This window comes from Micromonospora vinacea, assembly GCF_015751785.1.
Taxonomy (GTDB): Bacteria; Actinomycetota; Actinomycetes; order Mycobacteriales; family Micromonosporaceae; genus Micromonospora; species Micromonospora vinacea.
Window position 1 is genome coordinate 4,937,284 of the sequence record NZ_JADOTY010000001.1, and the last position, 23,109, is coordinate 4,960,392.

Consider the following 23,109-nt stretch of genomic DNA (forward strand, 5'->3'; position numbering starts at 1 on the left):
GATCGACATCGGGCGCTGCCCTCCATAGACTCCGGTCTTTCTGGCACCACCAGTCCAGGAGGATCCCTGTGTCGAGTGAACTCCAACCGCGCCCCGCAGTGGCGGCACCCCGCCGGCCGGTGCGCGCCCTGACCCGCCTCGCGGGGGTGACAGTGCTCGCCGGCGCGCTGGTCGTCGGCGCGTCCGCCACCGCGCTCGCCGCGCCGGGCCCGTCGGCCGAGGCGGAGCGCGTCTCCGCCGCGCCGCTGACCGCTGTCGACACCGCCGTCCGGCCGCCGCGCACCACCCACGGCCCGTGCGCGTACACCGAGACCCCGGACGAACCTGCGGCCCGGCCGGTGCCGCTGCCGCCCGACCCGCGGCGCACCCCGGTCCGGGGCAGCGTCCGGGTGACAGTGGCGACCAACCACGGTCCGATCGGGTTGACACTGGACCGGGCCGCAGCGCCGTGCACTGTGCAGAGCTTCCTGCACCTGGTCGGCAAGCGCTTCTACGACCGCACCCCGTGCCACCGGCTCACCGCGTACCCGACGCTGAGCGTGCTCCAGTGCGGTGACCCGTCCGGCACCGGCGAGGGCGGCCCGGGCTACCGGTACCGCGACGAACTGCCGACCGACCTGCCGCCCGCGCCCACCGACCCGACCGGGGAGCGCCGGGTGTACGCCCGTGGCGTGCTGGCCATGGCCAACGCCGGGCCGGACACCAACGGCAGCCAGTTCTTCCTGGTCTACGCCAACTCCGCGCTGCGCCCCAACTACACGATCTTCGGCGAGGTCGACGCGGCCGGCCTGGCCACCCTGGACCGGATCGCCGCCGGGGGAGTGGCGCCGACAGCCGAGGACCCGGCACCGGTCGACGGGGCGCCCGCCCTGCCGGTGACCATCCGCAAGGCCGTCCGCTGGCACCACCACCACTGACCGTACGGCGCGGTGGGTGACCGTCGGTCGCTCACCGCGCCGCCGGGGGTCGCGCACGCCCCTGGCCGTAATTTCCGGGAACGGACCGGAACCGGTCCAACCGGTTTCCGGCGCGGGTCCGGCCGTCACGCCGAGGCGGGCGACCCGGTCGGCGGGGCGGCGGTGCTGTCCCGAACCACCAATTCGGTGGCGAGTTCCACCCGGGGCGAGTCGATGCCCTCGCCCTGGGCCAGACGCAGCACGGTCCGGGCCGCCAACCGTCCCATCTCGACCAACGGTTGGCGCACGGTGGTCAGCGGCGGTGAGGCCCAGCGGGCTTCCGGCAGGTCGTCGAAACCCACAACGCTCACGTCGTCCGGTACGCGCAGCCCGCGGCGTCGAATGGCCTCGTAGACGCCGAAGGCCATCTGGTCGCTGGCGGCGAAGATGCCGGTCGGCGGGTCGGCGAGGTCGAGCAGCGCCGTCCCGCCGGAGAACCCGGAGGCGTGGTAGAAGTCGCCCGGGTAGATCAGCGCGTCGTCCACCGGCACCCCGGCGGCCTCCAACCCGGCCCGGTAACCGTCGAGCCGCGCCCGGCTGCACAGCAGGTGCGTCGGCCCGGCCACGAAACCGACGCGCCGGTGCCCGATCGCGAGCAGATGTTCGGTCGCGGCGAGCCCACCGGCCCAGTTGGTGGCGCCGATCGTCGGCACGTCCATGGCCGGCACCCCGGCCGGGTCGACGACCACCACCGGCACGTTGAGGCGACGCAGCTGCGCGTGCAGTGGCGGGCTCAGGTGCGAGGTCACGAAGATGACGCCGTCGGTGGCCCGGGTGCGCAGGTTCTGCAGCCACTGCCGGGCCGCGGTGGGCTGCCGGTGGATCGCGGAGACCACAGTGCCGACGCCGGCGCCGTGCCCGACATCCTCCACGCCTCGGATGATCTCCACGGCCCAGGGGCTGTCCAGGTCGTTGAAGACCAGGTCGACGAGACCGGCACGCCGAACGCTGCGGCTGGTGCGACGCCGGTAGCCGTGGTGGCGCAACAACTCCTCGACCCGTTCCCGGGTGTCCGGGGCCACATCGGAGCGACCGTTGAGCACCCGTGACACGGTCGGCACCGACACCCCGGCCTCCCGTGCGATCGCGGTGATGGTCACCCTGCGTCCGTCGTCCGCGCCCACCCGCGTCTCCTTCACCGAGCCGGAGGAACGACCCACAAGGCGTCGCCCACCGTGTGTCCCGAAACGGCGTGCCCGTTCCACGGGTCATCTTGCCTCACCGGCGGGGGTTGACGACATGCCAGACCGACCGAAGCTTCGCTGCATTTGCGGAAAAGTTCCGGAGTATTTTCGGTCACTTTCGCTCGTCGGTGCGGTCGACGGCCCTCGACCGACTCGACTTTCCCGACATCGGGGTTGCCCGGTGGCCGGGGACCTGCCGACTTTCGGCGAACCGGGTGGATCCCGGGATGACGGCACCAGCTGGGCTGATAGACAGGAGTCGTGCGCTACCGCCTGGCCGTCGTGCTCGCGCTCGCCACGCTGCTCGGCGGCTGCTCACGGCCGGAGCCCCGCCCCGCGCCGGCCACGCCGCAGCCGACGTCGGCGAGCCCCACACCCGCGCCGACCGCGTCCACCTCCGTGGCGGCCCCGCTGCCGGGGTTCGTGGTCCTGACCGACAGTGACCCGCGGATCCACGCCGACATCCGGTACGCCACACCGCACAACTTCGTCGGCCGTCCGATCACCGGCTACCGCGAGCCGCTGTGCCTGCTCACCCGGCAGGCGGCCGAGGCGCTGCGCCGCGTACAGGACGCCGCGCTGGCCGGCGGGCACAGCCTCAAGGTGTACGACTGCTACCGCCCCCAACCGGCCGTGGACGACTTCGTCGCCTGGTCGAAGCGCCCCGGTGAGCAACAGACCAAGGCAGAGTTCTACCCGGACCTGGCCAAGAACCGGCTCTTCGCCGACGGTTACATCGGCGCGCCCACCGCGCACAGCCGCGGCAGCACCCTGGACCTGACACTGGTCGACGAGCCCGCCGCCAGCCAACCTCCGTACCGGGTCGGGCAACAGCTGGTCGCCTGCACGGCGCCGCGCGGGCAGCGCTTCCCGGACAACAGCATCGACATGGGTACGGGCTTCGACTGTTTCGACCCCCGGGCACACACCGCCGACCCCCGCATCACCGGGGAGGCGCGGGACAACCGTCGGTTGTTGCAGCGGCTGATGACCGACGCCGGGTTCGTCAACTACGACCGTGAGTGGTGGCACTACAGCCTGCGCGACGAGCCGTACCCGGACACGTTCTTCGCGGCGCCGGTCGCCCGCTCCTCGGTCGGCTGACCCGCGGCCCGGCCTCACCGACAGCACCGCCGCCGCCATCCGGCATGATCGTTTCAATGAGCACCGAACGGATCGGCCCCCCGGTTACCGGCGACGAGCGGGAAACCCTGCGCGCCTTCCTCGACTTTCACCGCGCGACGCTGGCCCTCAAGTGCGAGGGTCTCTCCGACGAGGAGCTGCGCCAGCAGTCGATGCCGCCCTCCACGCTGTCCCTGCTCGGTCTGGTACGACACCTGGCCGAGGTGGAGCGCGCCTGGTTCCGGCGGGTCATCGACGGCGCGGACATCGGCCTGGTCTGGTCGGAGACCGGCGACTTCCAGCAGGCGTACGACGCCAGTTCGGCCACCCGCGCCGAGGCGTTCGCCGCCTGGGAGCGGGAGGTCGAGCATGCCCGCCGGATCGAGCGGGCGGCCGCGTCGCTCGACGTGACCGGCCGCAACGTCCGCTCCGGCGAGGCCGTGTCACTGCGGCTGGTGATGCTGCACCTGATCCACGAGTACGCCCGGCACAACGGTCACGCCGACTTCCTGCGCGAGGGCATCGACGGGGTCGTCGGCGTCTAGCCCGCCCCATACGACCGGTCAGGTCCAGTAGAGGACCCGGCAGGCCGGGACGCGGGCGGTCAGCTCGGCGGTGAACCAGTCGCGCAGCTCGGCCATCTGCTCACGGGGGTAGACGTACTTCACCGCGCCGAACTTGCCGTGCTTGCGGGTGCGGGACTCCTCGTCCATCTCCAGCCGGGTACGCGGATACCAGCCGAGCAGCACCTCTTTGCTGCCCGGCGTGAACCGGTGGGTGATCAGCTCGGCGGTCAGGTCCAGGTCCGGTACCCCGTCGACAGCCGCGCGGACCTGGTCGAGCAGTTCACCGTAGCGTTCCCGCCAGTCCGGCAGCGCGATGATCGGCGCGATGGTCAGCCCGACCGGGTAGCCGTCGAGGGCGAGCCGGCGCAGCGCGGCCAGCCGGTCCGGCACCCGGGCGGTGCCGCCCTCGAACCGGTCGCTGACCGGTGCGCAGTTGACGCTGAAGCGGACCCGGGTCCGGCCGGCGTGCGGCAACCCGACGAAGGTGTCCACATCGGCGTACTTGGTGGTCCAGCGCAACTGCACTGGCGCGTTCCAGTCGGCGAAGTGCTGCACCGCGCGCCGCCAGCTGCCGGTCAGGTGTTCCAGGGCGAGCGGATCGGTGTAGCAGGACGCCTCGAAGGTGGTGCCCTCGTCGGCCCGTCGCGCGTTGCGGCTGGTCACCGTCCCCCGCCCGGCGTACGCGGCCAGCCCGGCGAGGATGTCGTCGAGGTCGGCGTACACCCGGGTCACCGGTGGGCCGGACAGTGATCCGGCCAGGTAGCAGTACTGGCAGTGCGCCGGGCAGCCCTCGGCCAGGTCGACCCGCCAGTCGGCGCTGGGCGCGATGGGTTGCAGGACGCGCCGTGAGGGCGGGCTCACCACGATCGCCATCGTCGATTTGGCCCGGGTGTACGTCTCCCGGTCGGTCTGCCCGCGTACCCCGGTGAGCCGGTTGGCGCGCAGGTGTTCCACCTCGATACCGAGCGCCCGCACCCGCTCGACGATCCGTTGGCCGTGCGGGTGGTCGAGTGCGGCGGGGGTGGCCACCACTCGGCTCGGGGTCCAGCGGCGCGCCGACCGGGCCGGCGGCGCGAGGCCGGCCAGGTCGTGGGTCGGCACCCGCTCGCCGCTGGCGTCGTGCGGCGCGGCGGGCACGTCCACGGCGAGCGGCTGGTCGACGTCGACGGCGTCCGGGCTGGTCATCCGGCCGGGGTACCCGTTGCCGCAGGAATCCCACCCGATCGGCCGCCCCCGCGATTGACGCCGCCCAACCGGAGCGCATAACCTCTCATCTATCTGTAAACCTTGTGAACAGATGCACATCGACGCGGCGGCGCGCGTCCCGACCGAAGGGACGATCAGGTGATCGCAGAACTCTCCTCCCGTACCAGACGGATCCTGTCGTTGTTCGTCGCCCTGGTCGTCGCGGTGACCGCCGGTCTCGCGGTCAACGCCTCGCGAAGCGCGCAGGCCGCGCCGACGTTCAAGGTGCTGGCCTTCTACAACGGCACCTGGGACGCCGCGCACATCGACTTCGTCAAGGACGCCCGGGCCTGGTTCCCGCAGGCCGCCGCCCAGCACGGTTTCTCCTGGGAGGCCACCAACAACTGGGGTCTGCTGAACACCGCCAACCTGGCCCAGTACAAGGTCGTCATGTTCCTGGACGACGCGCCGCCCGCCGCCCAGCGGGGCGCGTTCCAGCAGTACATGCAGAACGGCGGGGCGTGGCTGGGCTTCCACGTCAGCGCGTGGACCGACAACCCGTCGAGCTGGAGCTGGTACTACAACACCTTCCTCGGCACCGGCTCGTTCCAGACGAACACCTGGGGACCGACCCGGGTCACCATGCGTGCCGACAACCGCACCCACGCCGCCACCCGGAACCTCCCGGCGACGTTCCCGTCGTCGATCAGCGAGTGGTACTCCTGGAGCAACGACCTGCGGCAGAACCCCAACATCGACATCCTCGCCTCGATCGACCCGTCCAGCTTCCCGGTCGGCACGGACCCCAACCAGTCCTGGTACGGCGGCTACTACCCGCTCGTCTGGAGCAACAGGCAGTACAAGATGCTCTACGCCAACTTCGGCCACAACGCGATGAACTACAGCACCAACACCGGGCTGTCCTCCACCTTCGACAGCCCGCAGCAGAACCAGCTGCTGATCGACGGGCTGCACTGGCTGGCCGGCGTCGGCACCGTCCCCCCGACCACGCCCCCGCCGACCGACGGCCCGATCTCGCCCACCGCCTGGCACACGGTGGTCAACCGGGGCAACGGCAAGTGCGTGGACGCGCGGGCCGCAGCCAGCGCGAACGGCACTGCCATCCAGCAGTACACGTGCAACAGCAGCACCGCGCAGCAGTACCAGTTCGCGCCGACCAGCGGCGGGTACCTGCGGGTCAACAACCGCAACAACAGCGCCCAGGTGATCGACGTGACCGACCGGTCGACCGCCGACTCGGCACGCATCCAGCTCTGGTCCTACAGCGGTGGCAACAACCAGCAGTGGCGGGCCGAGCCCGAGGGCGGCGGGTACTACCGCCTGGTCAACCGCCTCAGCGGCAAGTGCCTCGACGTGCCGGGAGCGTCCACCGCCGACAGCGTCCAGCTCATCCAGTACACCTGCAACGGCACCGCGGCGCAGTCCTTCCGGCTGGTGCCGCAGTCATAGCTCCACTGCCGCGTCCGCGCCGGGGTGAACCGCGACTCGCCCCGGCGCGCAGCCGGCGGCGCGACCGAACCGGGCGGCGACGTCCCGGATGACGGCGCGCAGCTCCGGTGGGTCGAGCACGTCGAAGTCGACAGCCAGGGTGCCGAGGAAGGCGGCCAGATTGCCCAGCGACTCCCCACCGGTGTGCAGCAGACAGGCCCGCTCGTCGATCGCCTCCAGCAGGCCCGCCGTGCTGGGGATCCGCTGCGCCATGGTCTCGGCCGACGCGTGCAGGCGTACCCGGGCAGGGTGTGGCCAGGCCGTGGAGCCGACGCCGCGCAGCACGTGCGCCACCGCGTCGCCACCTGGCGGCTCCCGGAGCGCGAAGCGCGGGCCGGTCGGCACCCGGGGCTGGATCCGGTCGGCGCGGAAGGTCCGCCAGTCGGCCCGGTCGGTGTCCCACCCCAGCAGGTACCACCGCCGCCCGGTGTAGACCAGCCGGTACGGCTCGACGTCGCGCACGCTGACCGTGCCGTCATGCCCGGCGTAGTCGAACCGCAGCCGCTCCCGGCGGTGCACGGCGGTGGAGACGGCGGTGAGCGTGTCGGCGTCCACTGTCGGGCCACCGCCGGCGGCGGAGACGGTCGCCGAGCGCAGGGCGTCCACCCGGTGCCGCAGCCGGGACGGCAGCGACTGCTCCAGCTTGGCCAGCGCCCGCAACGAGGTCTCCTCGATGCCGGTCACCGAGCCACCCGCCGCCGCCCGCAGCCCGACAGCCACCGCCACCGCCTCGTCGTCGTCGAGCAGCAGCGGTGGCAGCGCCGACCCGGCACCGAGCCGGTAGCCGCCGGCGACCCCCGGGTGTGACTCGATCTGGTAGCCCAGCACCCGCAGCCGCTCCACGTCCGTGCGCACCGTGCGGGTGGTGACCGCGAGCCGTTCGGCCAACTCGGCGCCGGACCAGTCCCGGCGCACCTGAAGGAGAGTCAGCAACCGCAGCAGGCGCACTGAGGTCTCCACCATGCCCGCGAGTCTGCCCTACCGCCGCGTGGAGGGCGGTCCGTGGGGATATCCATTGCGGACGCGTCGCAGCCCTCCTAGTCTCGTCGGTGCAACGTCAACCGATCGAAACCGGAGGGAGTACGCCATGTCGCGACGCGTCCGCACCGACGCCCGCGGGTGCCTGCTCCCCGCCGGCACCCCTCTGCGGACCACCGCCAAAACCCGTGCCTGCCGCCCATTGCGGCGCTACGAGCCGGGGTGGCGCGACTGACGCCGACGCTGACGCGTCCGCCGGCCGCCCATCCCACCGGGATCGGGCGGCCCTTTCGTATCCGCGCACCGCCGCTGGCGACCAAATCTGATCATTAACGGTCACGGCCGACTGAAGGAGTCCACCATGGGATTCACCCCTCTCGCCGGTACCCGGGCACCGGTCCGGGTCTGGACCGACCCGTACGCCATCGAGCCGCAGGCCGCCAAGCAGCTGCGCAACATCGGCGCGCTGCCCTGGGTACAGGGTGTCGCCGTCATGCCCGATGTGCACTTCGGCAAGGGCGCCACGGTCGGTTCGGTGATCGCGATGCGGCAGGCCGTCTCGCCGGCAGCGGTCGGCGTCGACATCGGCTGCGGGATGTCGGCGGTCCGTACCTCGCTGACCGCCGCCGACCTGCCGGACGACCTGGCCGGTCTGCGTTCCGCGATCGAGGCCACCATTCCGGTCGGCTTCGCCCAGCGCAAGGACTCGGTCGACACGCGTCGGATCCGGGGCCTGGAGCAGGCCGGCTGGGACGACTTCTGGGGCCGGTTCGCCGGCCTGGACCGGCGGGTGGCGCAGCTGGAGACGCGGGCGCAGCGGCAGATCGGCACCCTCGGCGGGGGCAACCACTTCATCGAGGTCTGCCTGGAGCAGGGCGGCGCCGACGAGGGGCGGGTCTGGCTGATGCTGCACTCCGGGTCCCGCAACATCGGCAAGGAACTGGCCGAGCGGCACATCGGGGTGGCCCGGGGGCTGCCGCACAACGCCGACCTTCCGGACCGGGACCTCGCCGTGTTCCTCGCCGGGACGCCGGAGATGGACGCGTACCGGCGGGATCTGTGGTGGGCGCAGGAGTACGCGCGGCGCAACCGGGCAGTCATGCTGGCCCTGCTCTGCGGCGTGGTGCGCGAGCACTTCCCGCAGGTCGGCTACGACGAGCCCATCAGCTGTCACCACAACTACGTCTCCGAGGAGAGCTACGACGGGGTGGACGTGCTGGTGACCCGCAAGGGCGCCATCCGGGCCGGTCGGGGTGACCTGGGCATCATCCCCGGGTCGATGGGCACCGGGTCGTACATCGTGCGGGGGCGGGGAAACACTGACGCGTACTGCTCGGCGTCGCACGGGGCGGGGCGTCGGATGTCCCGGGCGCAGGCCAAGCGGACGTTCAGCACCGAGGACCTGGCGGCGCAGACCGTCGGGGTGGAGTGCCGCAAGGACGCCGGGGTGGTCGACGAGATCCCCGGCGCGTACAAGGACATCACCGAGGTGATGGCCCAGCAGGAGGACCTGGTCGAGGTGGTCGCGCACCTCAAGCAGGTGGTCTGCGTGAAGGGCTGACGTGCCGTGCGGGCCGGGGAGACCGGCCCGCACGGCCGCTGATCAGAAGCCGACGAAGACCCGGCGCAGGTCGTCGACTGTCACCGAACCGGTCACCTGCACCCCGTCGGGGGTGTGCTGCGGGCCCAGCCGTCCGGTGGCCAGCCGCAGCCACGCCTCGGCCGGTGCCACCAGCTCCCCGTCGGGACGCTCCGGCGCGTCGACGACCTCGACCTTCTCGCCCAGCCGCAGCCCGAACGTGCGCTCCGGCGCGTGTAGCCGAACCAGCACTGTGGCCTCCCGCCCCGCCAGCTCCTGCGGTCGGCTGGTCCAGGCCAGCATGCCGCCGATCTGGTCGAGCAGCAGCGCCACCGCACCCGGCGTCACCGCCGCGAACCTGTTGAACGCCACCTCGGCGTCCCACTGGTGCAGGGCGAACTCGCTGAGCCGGAACCGGGCCGCGGTGGCCACGTCGACCGGCTCCGGCAGGAAGCCGAGGTCGATCCGCATCGAGGCCCGGGTGTCGGCGTCCAGCGCCTCGTACGCCTCGACCAGGCGCTCGTTGGTGGCGAGGAACCCGGCGGCGTGCTCGGCCGGGGACATGGCGTCCCAGCGTGCCCAGACGCCACGGTTGAAGTCCCCGTCCGGGCCGGGCGCGCCGGAACGGGCGGCGTCCAGCGTCGCCAGGTTGATCTCGGCGCCGCTGCCCAGGTGGCTCAGCACCTGGGACACCTGCCACTCGCTGGCCCCCGACGGCCGGAGCAGGTCGTCCTCCTTGAGGTCCCGTACGAGCGCGGCGAGCTCCTCGTGGCCCGCGCGCAGAGCGGTGATGATCTGGTCAGCAGGGGTCGACATGGATCTCCTCAAACGGATTTTCGACGATGGTCGGGACGTTACCGGACGTGACCGCCGGCCGGCCCACCCCAGGGTCGGGGCGCTCCGGCCGGCGGCCACGTCGGTCAGCTCAGCCCATGTGCACTGTGTTGCCGGTCGGGATGTCCTCCTTGCGGACCTTCACCAGGACCAGGGTCGCCAGTCCGGCGAGCACGATCAGCGCGGCGCCCCAGGCGAAGGCCACCCGGTAGCCGTGCACCAGCGCCTCGACCTGGTTGACCGGGTTCGGCGCCCGGCCGACCAGGTAGGCGGCGACCGCGCTGGTGTAGAAGGTGTTCAGCAGCGCGGTGCCGAGCGAGCCACCGATCTGCTGGGTGGCGTTGAGCGTCGCGCTGGCCGCCCCGGCGTCGTGTTCCGGCACCCCGACCAGGGCGAGGCTGGACAGCGGGACGAAGGTGAAGCCGAGCCCCAGGCCCAGGATGACCTGCGCGGGCAGCAGGTGGGTGAGGAACGGGGTGTCCACGTCGATCTGGGTCAGCACCAGCATGCCCAGGGCGGCGAGGGCCGAACCGGCGACCATCAGCGGCTTGGCACCCAACCGGGGCATCAGCTGGCTGGCGCCACCGGCGGCGATGAGCACACCGGCGGTGACCGGCAGGGACGCGAGACCGGCTTCGAGGGGCTTGTACTGCAACACCACCTGGAAGTAGAAGGTCAGGAAGAGGAACGCCCCGAACAGGCCGGCGCCGATCAGCGTCGAGGTGAGGAACGCCCCACCCCGGTTGCGGTCCAGCAGGATCCGCAGCGGTAGCAGCGGGTGGCTGGAGCGCAGCTCGATCACCACGAAGGCGGCGAGCAGCACCACGCCCGCGGCGATGAAACCGAGCGTCGCGGTGGCGTCCCAGCCGTCCTCGGCGGCCTTGGTGAAGCCGTACACCAGGGAGACCAGGCCGGCGGTCACCACGATCGCACCGGGTACGTCGTAGCGGGTGTTGCCGTGGGCCCGGCTCTCCGGCACCAGCGGAAGCGCGAAGGCGATGGCGATGGCAGCGACCGGGATGTTGACCAGCAGGCACCAGCGCCAGTCGGCGTACTCGGTAAGCACCCCGCCGAGCAGCAGGCCGACCGCCGATCCACCGCCGGCGATCGCGCCGTACACGGCGAAGGCCTTGGCCCGCTCGGTGGCCTCGGTGAACAGGACGGTGAGCAGCGCCAGCGCGGCCGGGGCGAGCAGCGCGCCGAAGGCACCCTGCAACGCGCGGGCGGCGAAGAGCATCTCACCGGTGGTGGCCAGACCGCCCAGGGCGGAGGCGAGCGCGAAACCGGTCATGCCGACCAGGAAGGTGCGCTTGCGCCCCCAGTAGTCGGCGATGCGACCGCCGAGCAGCAGCAGACCACCGAAGGCCAGCGTGTACGCGGTGATCACCCACTGCCGGTTCGCGTCGGTGATTCCCAGGTCGGCCTGGGCCTGCGGCAGCGCGATGTTCACGATGGTGGCGTCCAGGACGACCATCAGCTGTGAGACCGCGATGACCGCAAGCGCGATCCAGCGCCGCGGGTGCGGTGCGCCTGTCGACGTCCCGGCGTTGGGCGCGCCGGGCGCGGTCGAGGTGGTTCCGGGCATGGTGAAGCCTTCCGTGTTGCGAATATCGGTGAATCAGGCCGGAGACGGACGGTCGTGCTGATAGCGGAGGACCGGGATCAGCACCTGGTCGACGACCTGGGTGAGGAACGCGTCATCGGCGGGTAGGCCGTGCGCGACGATGCGGGACATGGTGAGCGCGGGGGCCAGATCGTGGAACAACTCCCGCTCGCCGGCCTCCGGCGGGATCTCCCCGCGGGCGGCGGCCCGGACCAGGATGGCGGTGCTGGCCACCCGCCCGGCCGGCAGCACCTGGTGACGCACCAGGCGTTCCAGCTCGGGGTTGGTCCGCATGGCGAAGGTCAACGCCTGCATCAGGTCGCAGTCGGCCGTGCAGATCGCGGCCGTGGCCCGCAGCAACTCGATCAGATCCCCGCGCAGGGAGCCGGTGTCGGGCGGGTTGTGCACACCGACGTGCCGGTCACGCAGGGCGGCGACGACCAGCTCCGCCTTGCCGTCCCAGCGTCGGTAGATGGTGGCCTTGCTGACGTGGGCGCGGGCGGCGACGGCGTCGATGGTCATCCGGTCGAAGCCGACCTCGCGCAGGGTGTCGATGACGACCGTGAACAGGGCGCTGTCGGTGCAGCGCGGACCCCGGGCTGCCGGCACCCCGGCACCCGCGCCCACCTGCTGACCACCCAGCATCCCGACCCCCCGCGAAACGATGTCGTACTGACCCTAGTTCGCGATTGGCTGATCGTGCAGGCTTTCGTGAGTTGCCTCGCACTCGGTCGACGAAACGATTGCGTTTCTAGCGGGGGTCCGGCGGGTGAACGGGGTGGTCAGCCGCCCGGGGCGAGGACCACCGGCACCGCCATCGTGTTGATCCGCGCGCCGTTCTCGGCGGACACCTCGTACACCTCGACAGTGCCCTTCTGTTCCCGGACCGTGCGCCAGCCGACCACCACCCGGTAGCCACCCCGGCAGCCGCTGCCGCAACTGGCGGTGCCGAAACCGGTGGCCACCTCCCGGCCGGCGGCGTCCAGCACCCGGACACTCACAGTGGCCTCGAACACGGTGGCGGTGCCGGTGACGACGAGCGGGGCCGCGACGCGTTCGCCGGGGATCGGGCCGGTGACCACGATCGGTGGCAGCAGGTCCGTGTAGTCCGCCCGATCGACAGGGGCCGCGCCGTCGAAGCGGACCTGACGCACCGTGGGGAACTGGGTGAGCGTCCACACCACCTGCGCCTCGCACAGCCGCCGGGTGGCCGGGTCGCCGGTTGACGGCACCCGCAGCGTCGCCACGCCGTCGGCGATGCGGGTGACCTCGACGTCGTCCGACAGCACCGTGGTCATCCCGGTGGCGGCCTCGGCCGGGCTCGGCCCGGCGGCCAGTTCGGTCAGCGCCAGCCGGGACGTCGCGACAGTGGCCGGCCGGGTGCGCCGGGTCGGCACGAGCTGCCCGGCGCGGACGTACCACAGCTCGATGCTCACCGGGTCCGGCCGACGCGTGCCCGTGGACGCCGCCGCCGACGGACCCGGCGGCCGGTTCGTGGGCGATGGCGTCAGCTCCGCGGTCCGGCTCGGGGTGGGTACCGGACGGTCGGTGGTGGGTGCGCCGCTCGGCGGCGGCGCTGTGGGCGCCGGGCCCAGGTCACCGGAGCGGGGAGTGCCGCAGCCGCCGAGCAGGAGCGCCGCGACCAGCACCGGTACGACCGGCCCGACCCGGCGGCTCATCCCACACCGCCCGGCGGGCCAGCGGCAGGCCCAACCCGTCCCGGGTCGGCGCGGTCGTCCGGGCGCGGCACGTCACAGTGCGGACCGGCGGGGCCGTCAGCGGGCAGCTCCAGCCGGAACCGGGTGCCCTCGCCCGGATCGCTACGCACGCCCAGCGCGCCGCCGAGCAGCTCGGCGTGCTCCCGCGCGATGGCCAGCCCGAGCCCACTGCCCGGAGTGGATCGGGACCTGTCGACCTGGTGGAACCTGTCGAACACGCGGGACAGGTGCTCGGCCGGGATGCCGGGCCCCTGGTCGGTGACCTCGAAGACCACAAGCCGGCCCGCGCCCGCGACGCTGGCCGTGATCTCTCCACCGCCGTGCTCGACCGCGTTGGCGACCAGATTGGCCAGCACGCGCTCCAGCCGACGCCGATCGGTGCGCACCGTGACCGGATCACCGGTGACCCGCACCCGCGGCGACCAGCCGCGCGCAGCGACGACACCGTGCAGCAGCGCCAACGCGTCGACCGGCCCGACGGCCACCTGCTCCCGCCCGGCGTCCAGCCGGGAGATCTCCATCAGGTCCTCGACCAGCCGTCGCAGCCGGACCACGTCGCCGACCAGCAACCGGGCCGCCGGCCGGGCGTCGTCGGGCAACTCGTCGAGGTGCTCGCGCAGCAGCGACGCCGCGGCCACCAACGCGGTCACCGGGGTACGCAGCTCGTGCGCGACGTCGGCGGTGAACCGCCGCTCGCGGGCCTGCGCGGCCGACAGCGCCGCGATCTTCGACTCCAGTGCCTCGGCCATCTCGTTGAACGTCGTCGCCCAGACGCTGAACTCGTCGCGCCCGCGTACCGGCAGACGGGTGGCGAGCAGGCCCTCGGTGAGCGCTCGGGCGGCCCGGCTGGCCCGGCCCACCGGCTCCAACGTGCGGCGGGCCAACGCGTGACCCACAGCGGCGGCGAGCAACACCACGAACACCCAGCCGGCCACCAGCGCGGTGCGCAGCTGACCCAGGTCGGTGGCGACGTCGTCCTCCACGGTCAGGACGTACAGCTCGGCCGTCGAGCCGGGGATGCGCCCGCCGATCACCAGCAGCCGAGGCCGCTCCGTCGGCGCGGAGCGCTGGTAGCCGAGCCGCCCGTCCGCGACGACGGCCCGCAGCCGGGTGCCCAGCACCGGGGCGTACGCGGGGTGTGAGGCGCGGGCCGGACCGTCGACGAGCAGCACGTGCCGACCGCTGGCCTCGAAGCTGGTGAGCAGTTCGGTGCTGCGCTGCTCGGTCAGCGGCAGGAACTGCCCAGCGAGCACGAGTTGGTAGCGGGCGTCGGCGGCCGCCTCGCGCAGCGACGCGTCCAGCCAGGACTGTCGCAGCAGCAGCCCGGTCCCGCCGGCGAGCAGACCGGCCGAGACGCCGGCGACCAGGACGAACGCGATCGTCAGCCGGCGCCGCAGGCGGCCCGGAAGCACCGCGCGTCCGGCCATCGCCGACCCCCCGTCAGCCCGTCGACAACTTGTAGCCGGCGCCGCGCACGGTCCGGATCAGCCGAGGCTGCGCCGGGTCGTCCTCGATCTTGGCGCGTAGCCGCTGCACCGCCACGTCGACCAGGCGGGAGTCGCCGAGGAAGTCGTGGTTCCAGACCAGGTCCAGCAGCAGCTCCCGGGTGAAGACCTGACCGGGTCGACGGGCCAGCTCCAGTAGCAGGCGGAACTCGGTGGCGGTGAGCGTCACCTCCCGGCCGTGCCGGCGGACCACGAAGGCACCCGGGTCGATCTCCAGGCCGTCGACCTCGAGAACTGTCGACGGGGCCGGCACGCTCACCCGGCGCAGCACCGAGCGGACCCGGGCCACCAGCTCCGGCAGGTCGAAGGGTTTACGCAGGTAGTCGTCCGCACCGCACTCCAGCCCCACCACCACGTCGATGGTGTCGGTGCGCGCGGTCAGCATCAGGATCGGCACCTGACTGGTTCGCCGGATCTCCCGGCAGACCTCCAGACCGTCCAGGCCAGGCAGCATGATGTCGAGCACGATGAGGTCGACCGGGTGAGCGCGGAACGCGGCCAGGGCCTGCCGCCCGTCCACGGCGGTGTCGACCCGGAAGCCGGCGCGGCGCAGACCGAGGGCGGTGACCTCCCGGATCGAGAAGTCGTCCTCGACCACCAGCACACGGCCGTCCATCACCCGAGGGTAGACCCGGCGCCACAGTGCGTAGTCCTGGCAGAACGGTCGACATCGGCGGCCGGCTGGCCCCCTGAGGGCACCGTCCAACCGCTACGGTCAGTGCCTTCGGCACCCCTGAAACCAGTTCATACGAAAGGGCACGACGTGCAACGTCATGGCTGCGTGATCCGACTCCGCCCCGAGCAGCGAGAGACCTACCTGCGGTTGCACGCCGCGGTCTGGCCGAGCGTCGAGAAGACGCTGCGCGAGGCGAACTTCAGTAACTACACGATCTTTCTCCACGACGACCTGCTCTTCGGCTACTACGAGTACGTCGGCGACGACTACGAGGCCGACCTGCGGCTGATCGCCGCGGACCCGCAGACGCAGGAGTGGTGGAAGCTGACCGATCCGTGTCAGGAGTCGATCGCCGAGCCCGGCTCGGGGGACTGGTGGGCCCCGATGCGCGAGGTCTGGCACCTGCCCGACGAGGCCTAGGTCGACGAGGCCCAGATCGACGAGAGGGGGAGGGTGCGAGGTGGGGAGGGTTTGACGGCTCGTTTCAGCGCGCGGGTTGGGCGAGCTGCGAGAATCGGTGGTCCGGCTCGCCCGCTATGTCCCGAAACTGTCTCGCCTTCCGTCGGAGTCGAAATTCTTCGACAAAATTCCGGGCGTGCTGTCGATTGGGATCGGTTCCGTTCGTAGCCCTGGTGAGAGCCCGGCATCGCAACGGGCCGCACACCCACTGGAGGGCACGATGACCGCCACTGCGAACACGACCCACGCCACCGCGTCGACAGTCGGTGCGGTGATCCGGACCGGTGTCGCCGCCACGGCCGCCGCGAGCGCCGCCACCATGGCCGTAGCCGCCGTCGGCCACCTGGCCGGGATCAGCCTCGAACTGGCCGGAGCCCCGATCCCCGTGACGGGGTTCGGCGTGCTGACCGCCGTCTTCTCGCTGATCGGCGTGGTCATCGCCGCGCTGCTGGCCCGTTTCGCCCGACGGCCCCGGCGCACGTTCGTCCGCACGACAGTGGTGCTGACCGTCCTGTCCCTGGTGCCGGACGTGATCGCCGACGCCGGGACGGCCACCAAGGCGCTGCTCATGCTCACCCACCTGGTCGCGGCCGCGATCGTGATCCCCGCTGTCGCGCGCCGCCTGGCCGTCTGACCTGTCGCCATCCCACCATCGAGCCACCGGAGGATCGTCATGAAGCAGTACCTGTTGTCAGTGCACTTCGTCGAGGGCGCGCCGACGCCGTCCGACGAGGAGACGCAGACCATGTTCAGGGAGACCGGCCGGATCAACGACGACATGCAGGCCGCGGGTGCCTGGGTCTTCGGCGGAGGGCTCACGTCACCGGACAGCGCCACCGTCGTCCGGGTCGACAACGGCACCGCCACCATGAGCGACGGGCCGTTCGCCGAGACCAAGGAGCACATCGCCGGGTTCTGGGTCATCAAGTGCGCGGACCTGGACGCGGCGCTGGCCTGGGCCGAGAGGTGCGCGGCGGCCTGCGGCCCGGTCGAGGTGCGTCCCTTCGACGACCTGTCCCAGGCCTGACCACAGGTCTCCCGACATGGACCTGGCGAGCATCTACCGCGCGGAGTACGGCCGCTGCGTCGCCACGCTGACCCGCCTCCTCGGTGACATCAACCTCGCCGAGGAGGCGGTCCAGGACGCCTTCACCACGGCGCTGCAGAAGTGGCAGATCCCGCCGCCGAATCCGGGCGCCTGGATCGTGACCACCGCCCGCAACCGTGCCGTCGACCGGCTTCGCCGGGAGTCGACCCGCGAGGCCCGGCACGCCCAGGCCCTGCTGCTGCATCACCCCGACGAGCCACGAGAGGTGGGACCGGTGCGGGACGACCAGCTGCGACTCATCTTCACCTGCTGCCATCCGGCGCTCGCACCGGACGCCCGGACGGCCCTCACGCTGCGCCTGCTCGGCGGCCTCGACGTACCGGAGATCGCCCGGGCCTACCTGGTCCAGGAGGCGACGGTCGCCCAGCGGATCGTGCGCGCCAAGAAGAAGATCCGCGACGCCGGCATCCCCTACCGGGTACCGGCCGAACACGAGCTGCCGGACCGGTTGCCGCCGGTGCTCGCCGTGCTCTACCTGATGTTCAACGAGGGCTACGCGGCCACCGCCGGCCCGTTGATCAGAACGGACCTGTGCGGCGAGGCGATCCGGCTCGCCCGCGAACTCGCCACGTTGATGCCCGACGAGCCCGAGGTCCTGGGTCTGCTCGCCCTGCTGCTGCTGACCGAGGCGCGCCGCCCGGCCCGGCTCGACCCGAACGGCGAACTGGTGCTGCTGGCCGACCAGGACCGGTCACTGTGGAACCGGTCGCTCATCGCCGAGGGCCACGGCCTGGTCCGCCGGTGCCTGCGCCGCAACCGGCCCGGCCCGTACCAGATCCAGGCCGCGATCAGCGCTGTGCACACCGACGGCGCAACCACCGACTGGCCGCAGGTCCTGGCGCTGTACGACCAGCTCCACGCGCTCGCGCCAACCCCGGTCGTCGCGCTCAACCGTGCGGTCGCCGTCGCCGAGGTGCACGGACCGGCGGTGGCCCTCGCCGCGTTGGAGGACGTCGACCTCCCGGGCTATCACCGGCTGCCCGCCACCCGGGCCGAGCTGCTGGCCCGGCTCGGACGGGACGACGAGGCCCGAGCCGCCTACGACCAGGCCGCGGCCCTGGCCACCAATGAGACCGAGCGGGCCTACCTACAGAAGCGTCGCACCGAACTCACCCGTGAATGGAGAGCATCATGACCGCCACCTACACCGTCGACGTCTTTTCCAGCCTCGACGGCTTCGGAACCACCAGCGGAAACTGGGGCGGCTACTGGGGTAAGCAGGGCCCCGAACTGCTTGCGCACCGCCTGTCCGTCTACAGCGCGGAGCAGCGCATGGTCTTCGGGGCCAACACGTACCGGGTGTTTGCGCGGATGCTGGCCGCGAGCACCGAGGAGTCCGAGGTCCGCGACGCCTGGGTGACCCGGATGAGGAACCTGCCGGCGACCGTGGTGTCGAACACGCTGGAGGGCCCCCTCGACTGGCCGGACGGGACCGTCCTGCGCGGCGACGCCGTCGACGTCGTCGCCCGGCTCAAGGAGGAGTCCGACGTGCCGCTGCGATCGCACGGCAGCCTGTCGATGAACCGGGCGCTGATGGCCGCCGGGCTGGTCGACCTCGTCCAGGTGACGCTCTTCCCGGTGGTCACCGGACAGACCGGCACCGAGCCGATCTTCCAGGGCGCGGCCGACTTCGACCTGGAGCTGGTCGAGAGCCGTACCCTCGACGGCCGCACCCAGGAACTCGTCTACCGGCCGACCCTGCACGTCTGACTGAGACCCGGGTCAGTGCCCCGCCAGGCCATCCGCCCTACCCCGGGCGGACGGCCACGCGGTTCGGCCGGCTCCGGTCACCACTGGTGGGCGACGTCGAGCACCACCCGGCTGTGGGTGCCGGGGCCGGCGAGTACGAGCACCCGGAACGGCAACCGGGCCCGTACTCCGACCGCGAAGGTGCTGTAGCCCTCGAAGCTGCCGCCGAAGACCACGTCGCGCAGCGTCGGGTAGCGCAGCAGGTTCGCCACGTGCTCACCGACCGCGTAGGGCACCGTGCCCAGGTGGTCGTCGTCGTACGCCGGGGCCCGCAGCGAGACCCGCAGTAGCGCGCCCCCGGCGGTGTACGGCGACAGCGCCAGCCCTTCGCCCTCGGTCCACGTCTCGCCGTAACCGATCGCGTAACCGTCGACCGGGCCGGCGAACTCGAACACCACCCGGTCGTAGCAGTCGTGCCGGCCGGTCCGTACGTCGACCAGCGGGGCGCCGCTCAGCGCGCCGGCCGTCTTCTCCGCGCTGCCCCAGGTGATCCCGCAGTACGCCGCAGTGGTCGTGGTGCCCGCGGCGGTGCTGCTGCCGGCGCTGGCGACCAGCCCGGCGAGGACGACCGCCAACGCGGTCAGTGCGCTCCTGATCCTCATGGTGTTTTCTCCGTTCGGTGTCGGGGTCACGCCGCGGCGGCGCTGCCGGTGACCCTCTGCCGCCACCGTCGTCCTACCCCGGCACAGGAGCTTCGCTGCGACGTAACCGCCGGGTAACAGCGGGTGGTCTGACCGTCAGATCGGGGACAGACGGACATCGACTGCTGTCGTAGCCTCCATTCCGGACGCTTCCCCGGCGGGTGGCCACCGTCGGGAGTTGCGCTCCGGATGCATCCGGGGTGACACGTGCGTTCAGCCACTGACGTCCGCCGCGGTGCGGGCAGTTCGCCCTCGACCATCCGACGTGCCGACGTCCGTCAACGAACGAACGGGGAGGAAGGCTGTGCGTGAATCCGGCGGGCGAAGGCTCGCGACAGTACTGATGATGACGGGTGTTCTCGCCATACCGGGTGGGATCCCGTCCCAGGCCGCTGCGGCGGAGGCTCCGGTGTGCCCGACGCCGGCCACCCTGCTGGCCGGTCTGCGGGCCGACCCACTCACCGACGAGGCGGCCGGGAACCCGGCCGTGCTGGAGAGCGTGAGCTGCGCCCTGCCCTGGGCCACCGCTGTCGTTCCGGCGGAGGGCGAGTACGACGCGTCGTTCGTGCTGTTCCGCTACGAGGATGTGGCGCAGCAGTGGAAGCCGCTCAACGTCGGCTCGGGCGGGGTCTGCGACGAGTCGGTGCCGACCGAGATCGCGGCCCAGCTCGACGGGTGCCAACTGAACGACCCCGGCGACGAGCTGCCCGACGACGATCCGGGTGACGAGACCGAGGATCCCTCGGCGACCCAGGGCTCCGACGGTGGTCAGATGTCCGCGTCGGCCTCCTCGATCGGTGGGTCGATCACGCGAGCCGAGGTCATGCAACGCGCCCAGGGTTGGGTGGACCATCAGCCCGGCCCGTACAGCCAGCGGGCGTTCTCCTGGGACCCCACGCACACCCGCAAGTACCGGCGGGACTGCTCCGGCTACGTGGGCATGGCCTGGCACCTGAATGCCGACCCCAGCACGCACACGTTGCACCAGTTCTCCACCCAGATCAGCAAGGCGGACCTACAGGCCGGCGACATCCTCAACCTCGCCGCGAAGCACGTCGTCCTCTTCAAGAGCTGGAAGACCGACCGTCGGCACTTCACCTACTACACCTTCGGGTCGACGCCGGTGAAGATCCGGACGGCCGCGATCGACACCGGGACCATCGACAGCCACCGGGCCACCAGTTACGTGGCGCGGCGGTACACGAAGATCGTGAAATCCTCCACGCCGCCATCCCCGCCGAAGCCGGCGGGGCGTGCCGCCCCGACCGTCGCGTACGACCAGGGTGACGGCACGATGCGGATGTACCGGTGGCTGTCCGACGGTGACTCCTTCAATCGCACCAGTGACTACGACTCCGGGGCCTTCCGGCTCAGCGCCGTGGGTGACCGGATGGCGTCCGGTGACGTGGACGGTGACGGCAGGGACGACATCGTGATGGCCTACCAGCAGCCGGATGGCACGTTCTCGTACTACGTGTGGCGCAACGGCAACTCGGCTGCCCGTGTCTGGTACGACAGCGGACCGTTCAGCCTCAGCCAGGTTGGCGGGCGCCTGGTGCTCGGCGACTTCAACGGTGACCGCAAGGCGGAACCGGCGATGGCCTACGACCAGGGTGACGGCACGATGCGGATCTACCGGTGGCTGTCCGACGGGGACTCGTTCAACCGCACCAGCGACTACGACTCGGGGCCGTTCCGGCTCAGCGCGGTCGGTGACCGGATGGCCTCCGGTGACGTGGACGGTGACGGCAGGGACGACATCGTGATGGCCTACCAGCAGCCGGATGGCACGTTCTCGTACTACGTGTGGCGCAACGGCAACTCGGCAGCCAGCGTCTGGTACGACAGCGGGCCGTTCAGCCTCAGCCGGGTCGGCGGGCGCCTGGTGCTCGGCGACTTCAACGGTGACCGCAAGGCGGAACCGGCGATGGCCTACGACCAGGGTGACGGCACGATGCGGACCTACCGGTGGCTGTCCGACGGTGACTCCTTCAACCGCACCAGTGACTACGACTCCGGGGCCTTCCGGCTCAGCGTCGTCGGTGATCGGATGGCCTCCGGTGACGTGGACGGTGACGGCAGGGACGACATCGTGATGGCCTACCAGCACGGCGATGGCACGTTCTCGTACTACGTCTGGCGCAACGGCAACTTCGCCGCCCGTGTCTGGTACGACAGCGGGCCGTTCAGCCTCAGTCAGGTTGGCGGGCGCCTGGTGCTCGGCAACTGGTAGGCACTGATCCGGGCCTGCCCACGGCGCGGCCTCCGCAGAAGGAAGGCGGAGGCCGCGCCGCTGTCCGGGCGCCGTGGCAGGTGCCGGGTGGCGCAACCGCCGTCTACGTCGCCGGTATGACGCTTCCGCTATGCCGAACATCGAACGCCGTCACACTAATATCGGCGTACATCGATGACTGGCGGCCGATGGTCGCCGGACGACAGTAGGGGAGTACCCGATGTTCCGACGACAAGTGCGACGTGTGGCGCTGGCCATGCTGGTGGCGATCCTGGCGGCGGCCGGGACGCAACTCGCCACCGGTGCGCCGGCCGCCGCCGTCCGGACCGTCTACTACGACGCCAGCCGGACCGGCGAGTTCCGCACCAACTTCGACCAGGCGGCGCAGATCTGGAACAGCCGGGTCAGCAACGTCCGACTCCTGGCCGGCACCCCGGCCAGCATCACCATCTACGTCGACGACGGCTGGCCCCGCGCGCAGCCGACCGGCCTCGGCTCGGGCCGGATCTGGATGGGCCGCACGGCCGTCAACCAGGGCTACGACCGCACCCGCATCGCCACCCACGAAGTCGGCCACATCCTGGGCCTGCCGGACCGGCGCACCGGCCTCTGCTCCGACCTGATGTCCGGCAGCAGCGCACCGGTCTCCTGCCGCAACGCGAACCCCAGCGCCGCAGAGGCGAGCCGGGTGAACTCGCTGTTCGCCGGCACACTGGCCGCGCCGGCCAGCACGACATACACCTGGAACGGCGCCTCGGACATCGGCCCGACTGTGGTCGGTGGCCGGCCGGCCACCGAAAACTACCCCTTCATGGTGTACGTCTCCGGCTGCACCGGCACCCTGATCAAGGGCAACTGGGCGGTCACCGCCAAGCACTGTTCGACGCCGTCCTCGGTGCGGGTGGGCAGCATCAACCGCACCAGCGGCGGGACAGTGGTGCGGGTGACCCGTGCGGTCAACCACCCGAGCGTCGACGTCAAGCTGCTGCAACTGGCCAGCTCGGTCACGTACGCGCCGGCCCCGATCCCGAGCACCTCCGGCGCGGTCGGCACCGCCACCCGGATCATCGGCTGGGGCCAGACCTGCGCCCCGCGGGGCTGCGGGTCGGCTCCGGCGGTGGCCAACGAGCTCGACACGTCCATCGTGGCCGACAGCCGGTGCTCCGGCATCAACGGCCCGTACGAGATCTGCACCAACAACACCAACGGCAACTCGGGTGCCTGCTACGGCGACTCGGGCGGGCCGCAGGTGCGCCGGGTCAACGGGGTGTGGAACCTGATCGGCGCGACGAGTCGGGCCGGCAACAACAACTCCACCTGCGCCACCGGCCCGTCCATCTACGTCGACCTGCCGTCGATCCGCTCGTGGATCTCCACTCAGGTGGGTGGGCTGCCCGTCTGACCATCAGCGACACCGCGGCCGGGGGCGAGCACCAGACGCGCCCCCGCCCCGGTGTGCCGGTGCCACCCACGCCATCTCACGATGCGATACGGTGCGTGGCAT

At 71.6% G+C, this 23,109-nt stretch carries 22 protein-coding genes and 1 pseudogene; 13 read left to right on the plus strand and 10 right to left on the minus strand.

Annotated features, from left to right (window positions below; genetic code table 11):
* Nucleotides 1-68: 68 nt before the first annotated feature.
* The gene (locus tag IW249_RS23065; protein WP_307788679.1) at nt 69-917 is read left to right on the plus strand and encodes a peptidylprolyl isomerase; all 849 of its coding nucleotides are present in this window, start codon (nt 69-71) and stop codon (nt 915-917) included.
* A 125-nt stretch (nt 918-1,042) separates the two neighbouring features.
* Here the strand turns inward: IW249_RS23065 and IW249_RS23070 are convergent, their stop codons facing one another.
* Complete coding sequence (locus tag IW249_RS23070) at nt 1,043-2,080, minus strand: LacI family DNA-binding transcriptional regulator (RefSeq protein WP_196922661.1); 1,038 nt, start codon at nt 2,078-2,080, stop codon at nt 1,043-1,045.
* A 321-nt stretch (nt 2,081-2,401) separates the two neighbouring features.
* Between IW249_RS23070 and IW249_RS23075 the strand changes: the two genes are divergently transcribed.
* Nucleotides 2,402-3,244: a M15 family metallopeptidase gene (locus IW249_RS23075; RefSeq protein ID WP_307788681.1), complete on the plus strand. Its 843-nt coding sequence runs from the start codon at nt 2,402-2,404 to the stop codon at nt 3,242-3,244.
* Between the two features lie 56 nt (nt 3,245-3,300).
* Nucleotides 3,301-3,807 (plus strand): DinB family protein, encoded by a 507-nt coding sequence (locus IW249_RS23080; protein WP_196922662.1) that lies wholly within the window; start codon nt 3,301-3,303, stop codon nt 3,805-3,807.
* Nucleotides 3,808-3,825: 18 nt separating this feature from the next.
* On the opposite strand, the gene IW249_RS23085 is transcribed toward IW249_RS23080, so the two are convergent.
* On the minus strand, nt 3,826-5,013 hold the full coding sequence (locus IW249_RS23085) for a spore photoproduct lyase family protein (protein ID WP_196922663.1): 1,188 nt from the start codon (nt 5,011-5,013) through the stop codon (nt 3,826-3,828).
* A 159-nt stretch (nt 5,014-5,172) separates the two neighbouring features.
* Between IW249_RS23085 and IW249_RS23090 the strand changes: the two genes are divergently transcribed.
* Nucleotides 5,173-6,483: an RICIN domain-containing protein gene (locus tag IW249_RS23090; RefSeq protein ID WP_307788682.1), complete on the plus strand. Its 1,311-nt coding sequence runs from the start codon at nt 5,173-5,175 to the stop codon at nt 6,481-6,483.
* Here the strand turns inward: IW249_RS23090 and IW249_RS23095 are convergent.
* On the minus strand, nt 6,478-7,485 hold the full coding sequence (locus IW249_RS23095) for a helix-turn-helix transcriptional regulator (protein ID WP_196922664.1): 1,008 nt from the start codon (nt 7,483-7,485) through the stop codon (nt 6,478-6,480). The genes IW249_RS23090 and IW249_RS23095 overlap by 6 nt on opposite strands.
* 376 nt (nt 7,486-7,861) lie before the next feature.
* On the opposite strand from IW249_RS23095, the gene IW249_RS23100 reads away from it, so the two are divergent.
* Entirely contained in the window at nt 7,862-9,061 is a 1,200-nt protein-coding gene (locus tag IW249_RS23100) for an RtcB family protein (RefSeq protein ID WP_196922665.1), read from the plus strand.
* Nucleotides 9,062-9,103: 42 nt separating this feature from the next.
* Here IW249_RS23100 and IW249_RS23105 read toward each other — a convergent pair whose 3' ends face one another.
* The 6 genes from IW249_RS23105 to IW249_RS23130 form a co-directional block, all read right to left on the minus strand.
* Entirely contained in the window at nt 9,104-9,895 is a 792-nt protein-coding gene (locus IW249_RS23105) for a maleylpyruvate isomerase family mycothiol-dependent enzyme (protein WP_196922666.1), read from the minus strand.
* A 109-nt stretch (nt 9,896-10,004) separates the two neighbouring features.
* The gene (locus tag IW249_RS23110) at nt 10,005-11,498 is read right to left on the minus strand and encodes an MFS transporter (protein ID WP_196922667.1); all 1,494 of its coding nucleotides are present in this window, start codon (nt 11,496-11,498) and stop codon (nt 10,005-10,007) included.
* 33 nt (nt 11,499-11,531) lie between these two features.
* The gene (locus IW249_RS23115; RefSeq protein ID WP_196922668.1) at nt 11,532-12,161 is read right to left on the minus strand and encodes a TetR/AcrR family transcriptional regulator; all 630 of its coding nucleotides are present in this window, start codon (nt 12,159-12,161) and stop codon (nt 11,532-11,534) included.
* Between the two features lie 137 nt (nt 12,162-12,298).
* On the minus strand, nt 12,299-13,195 hold the full coding sequence (locus IW249_RS23120; RefSeq protein ID WP_196922669.1) for a Gmad2 immunoglobulin-like domain-containing protein: 897 nt from the start codon (nt 13,193-13,195) through the stop codon (nt 12,299-12,301).
* A complete protein-coding gene (locus IW249_RS23125) occupies nt 13,192-14,661 on the minus strand; it encodes a sensor histidine kinase (protein ID WP_196922670.1) in 1,470 nt (489 codons plus the stop codon). The genes IW249_RS23120 and IW249_RS23125 overlap by 4 nt, the downstream gene beginning before the upstream one ends.
* A gap of 13 nt (nt 14,662-14,674) precedes the next feature.
* Entirely contained in the window at nt 14,675-15,355 is a 681-nt protein-coding gene (locus tag IW249_RS23130; protein ID WP_196922671.1) for a response regulator, read from the minus strand.
* Between the two features lie 165 nt (nt 15,356-15,520).
* On the opposite strand from IW249_RS23130, the gene IW249_RS23135 reads away from it, so the two are divergent.
* From IW249_RS23135 to IW249_RS23155, 5 genes are all read left to right on the plus strand, one after another.
* Complete coding sequence (locus tag IW249_RS23135) at nt 15,521-15,835, plus strand: L-rhamnose mutarotase (protein WP_307788683.1); 315 nt, start codon at nt 15,521-15,523, stop codon at nt 15,833-15,835.
* 259 nt (nt 15,836-16,094) lie between these two features.
* Entirely contained in the window at nt 16,095-16,508 is a 414-nt protein-coding gene (locus IW249_RS23140; RefSeq protein WP_196922673.1) for a DUF6069 family protein, read from the plus strand.
* A 39-nt stretch (nt 16,509-16,547) separates the two neighbouring features.
* The gene (locus tag IW249_RS23145) at nt 16,548-16,901 is read left to right on the plus strand and encodes a YciI family protein (RefSeq protein WP_196922674.1); all 354 of its coding nucleotides are present in this window, start codon (nt 16,548-16,550) and stop codon (nt 16,899-16,901) included.
* 16 nt (nt 16,902-16,917) lie between these two features.
* The gene (locus tag IW249_RS23150; protein WP_196922675.1) at nt 16,918-18,117 is read left to right on the plus strand and encodes an RNA polymerase sigma factor; all 1,200 of its coding nucleotides are present in this window, start codon (nt 16,918-16,920) and stop codon (nt 18,115-18,117) included.
* The gene (locus IW249_RS23155) at nt 18,114-18,692 is read left to right on the plus strand and encodes a dihydrofolate reductase family protein (RefSeq protein ID WP_196922676.1); all 579 of its coding nucleotides are present in this window, start codon (nt 18,114-18,116) and stop codon (nt 18,690-18,692) included. The genes IW249_RS23150 and IW249_RS23155 overlap by 4 nt, the downstream gene beginning before the upstream one ends.
* A 77-nt stretch (nt 18,693-18,769) precedes the next feature.
* Here IW249_RS23155 and IW249_RS23160 read toward each other — a convergent pair whose 3' ends face one another.
* Complete coding sequence (locus tag IW249_RS23160; RefSeq protein WP_196922677.1) at nt 18,770-19,333, minus strand: AMIN-like domain-containing (lipo)protein; 564 nt, start codon at nt 19,331-19,333, stop codon at nt 18,770-18,772.
* 385 nt (nt 19,334-19,718) lie between these two features.
* On the opposite strand from IW249_RS23160, the gene IW249_RS23165 reads away from it, so the two are divergent.
* The 3 genes and pseudogenes from IW249_RS23165 (at nt 19,719) to IW249_RS35350 (ending at nt 23,007) form a co-directional block, all read left to right on the plus strand.
* Nucleotides 19,719-21,605, plus strand: coding sequence for an FG-GAP-like repeat-containing protein (locus IW249_RS23165; protein WP_196922678.1), 1,887 nt, complete (start codon nt 19,719-19,721; stop codon nt 21,603-21,605).
* 337 nt (nt 21,606-21,942) lie between these two features.
* Nucleotides 21,943-22,299 (plus strand): annotated as a pseudogene (locus IW249_RS35345) (snapalysin family zinc-dependent metalloprotease); the annotation flags it as partial.
* A 3-nt stretch (nt 22,300-22,302) separates the two neighbouring features.
* Nucleotides 22,303-23,007, plus strand: a complete 705-nt coding sequence (locus IW249_RS35350) for a S1 family peptidase (RefSeq protein ID WP_443673252.1) — start codon at nt 22,303-22,305, stop codon at nt 23,005-23,007.
* Nucleotides 23,008-23,109 lie beyond the last annotated feature (102 nt).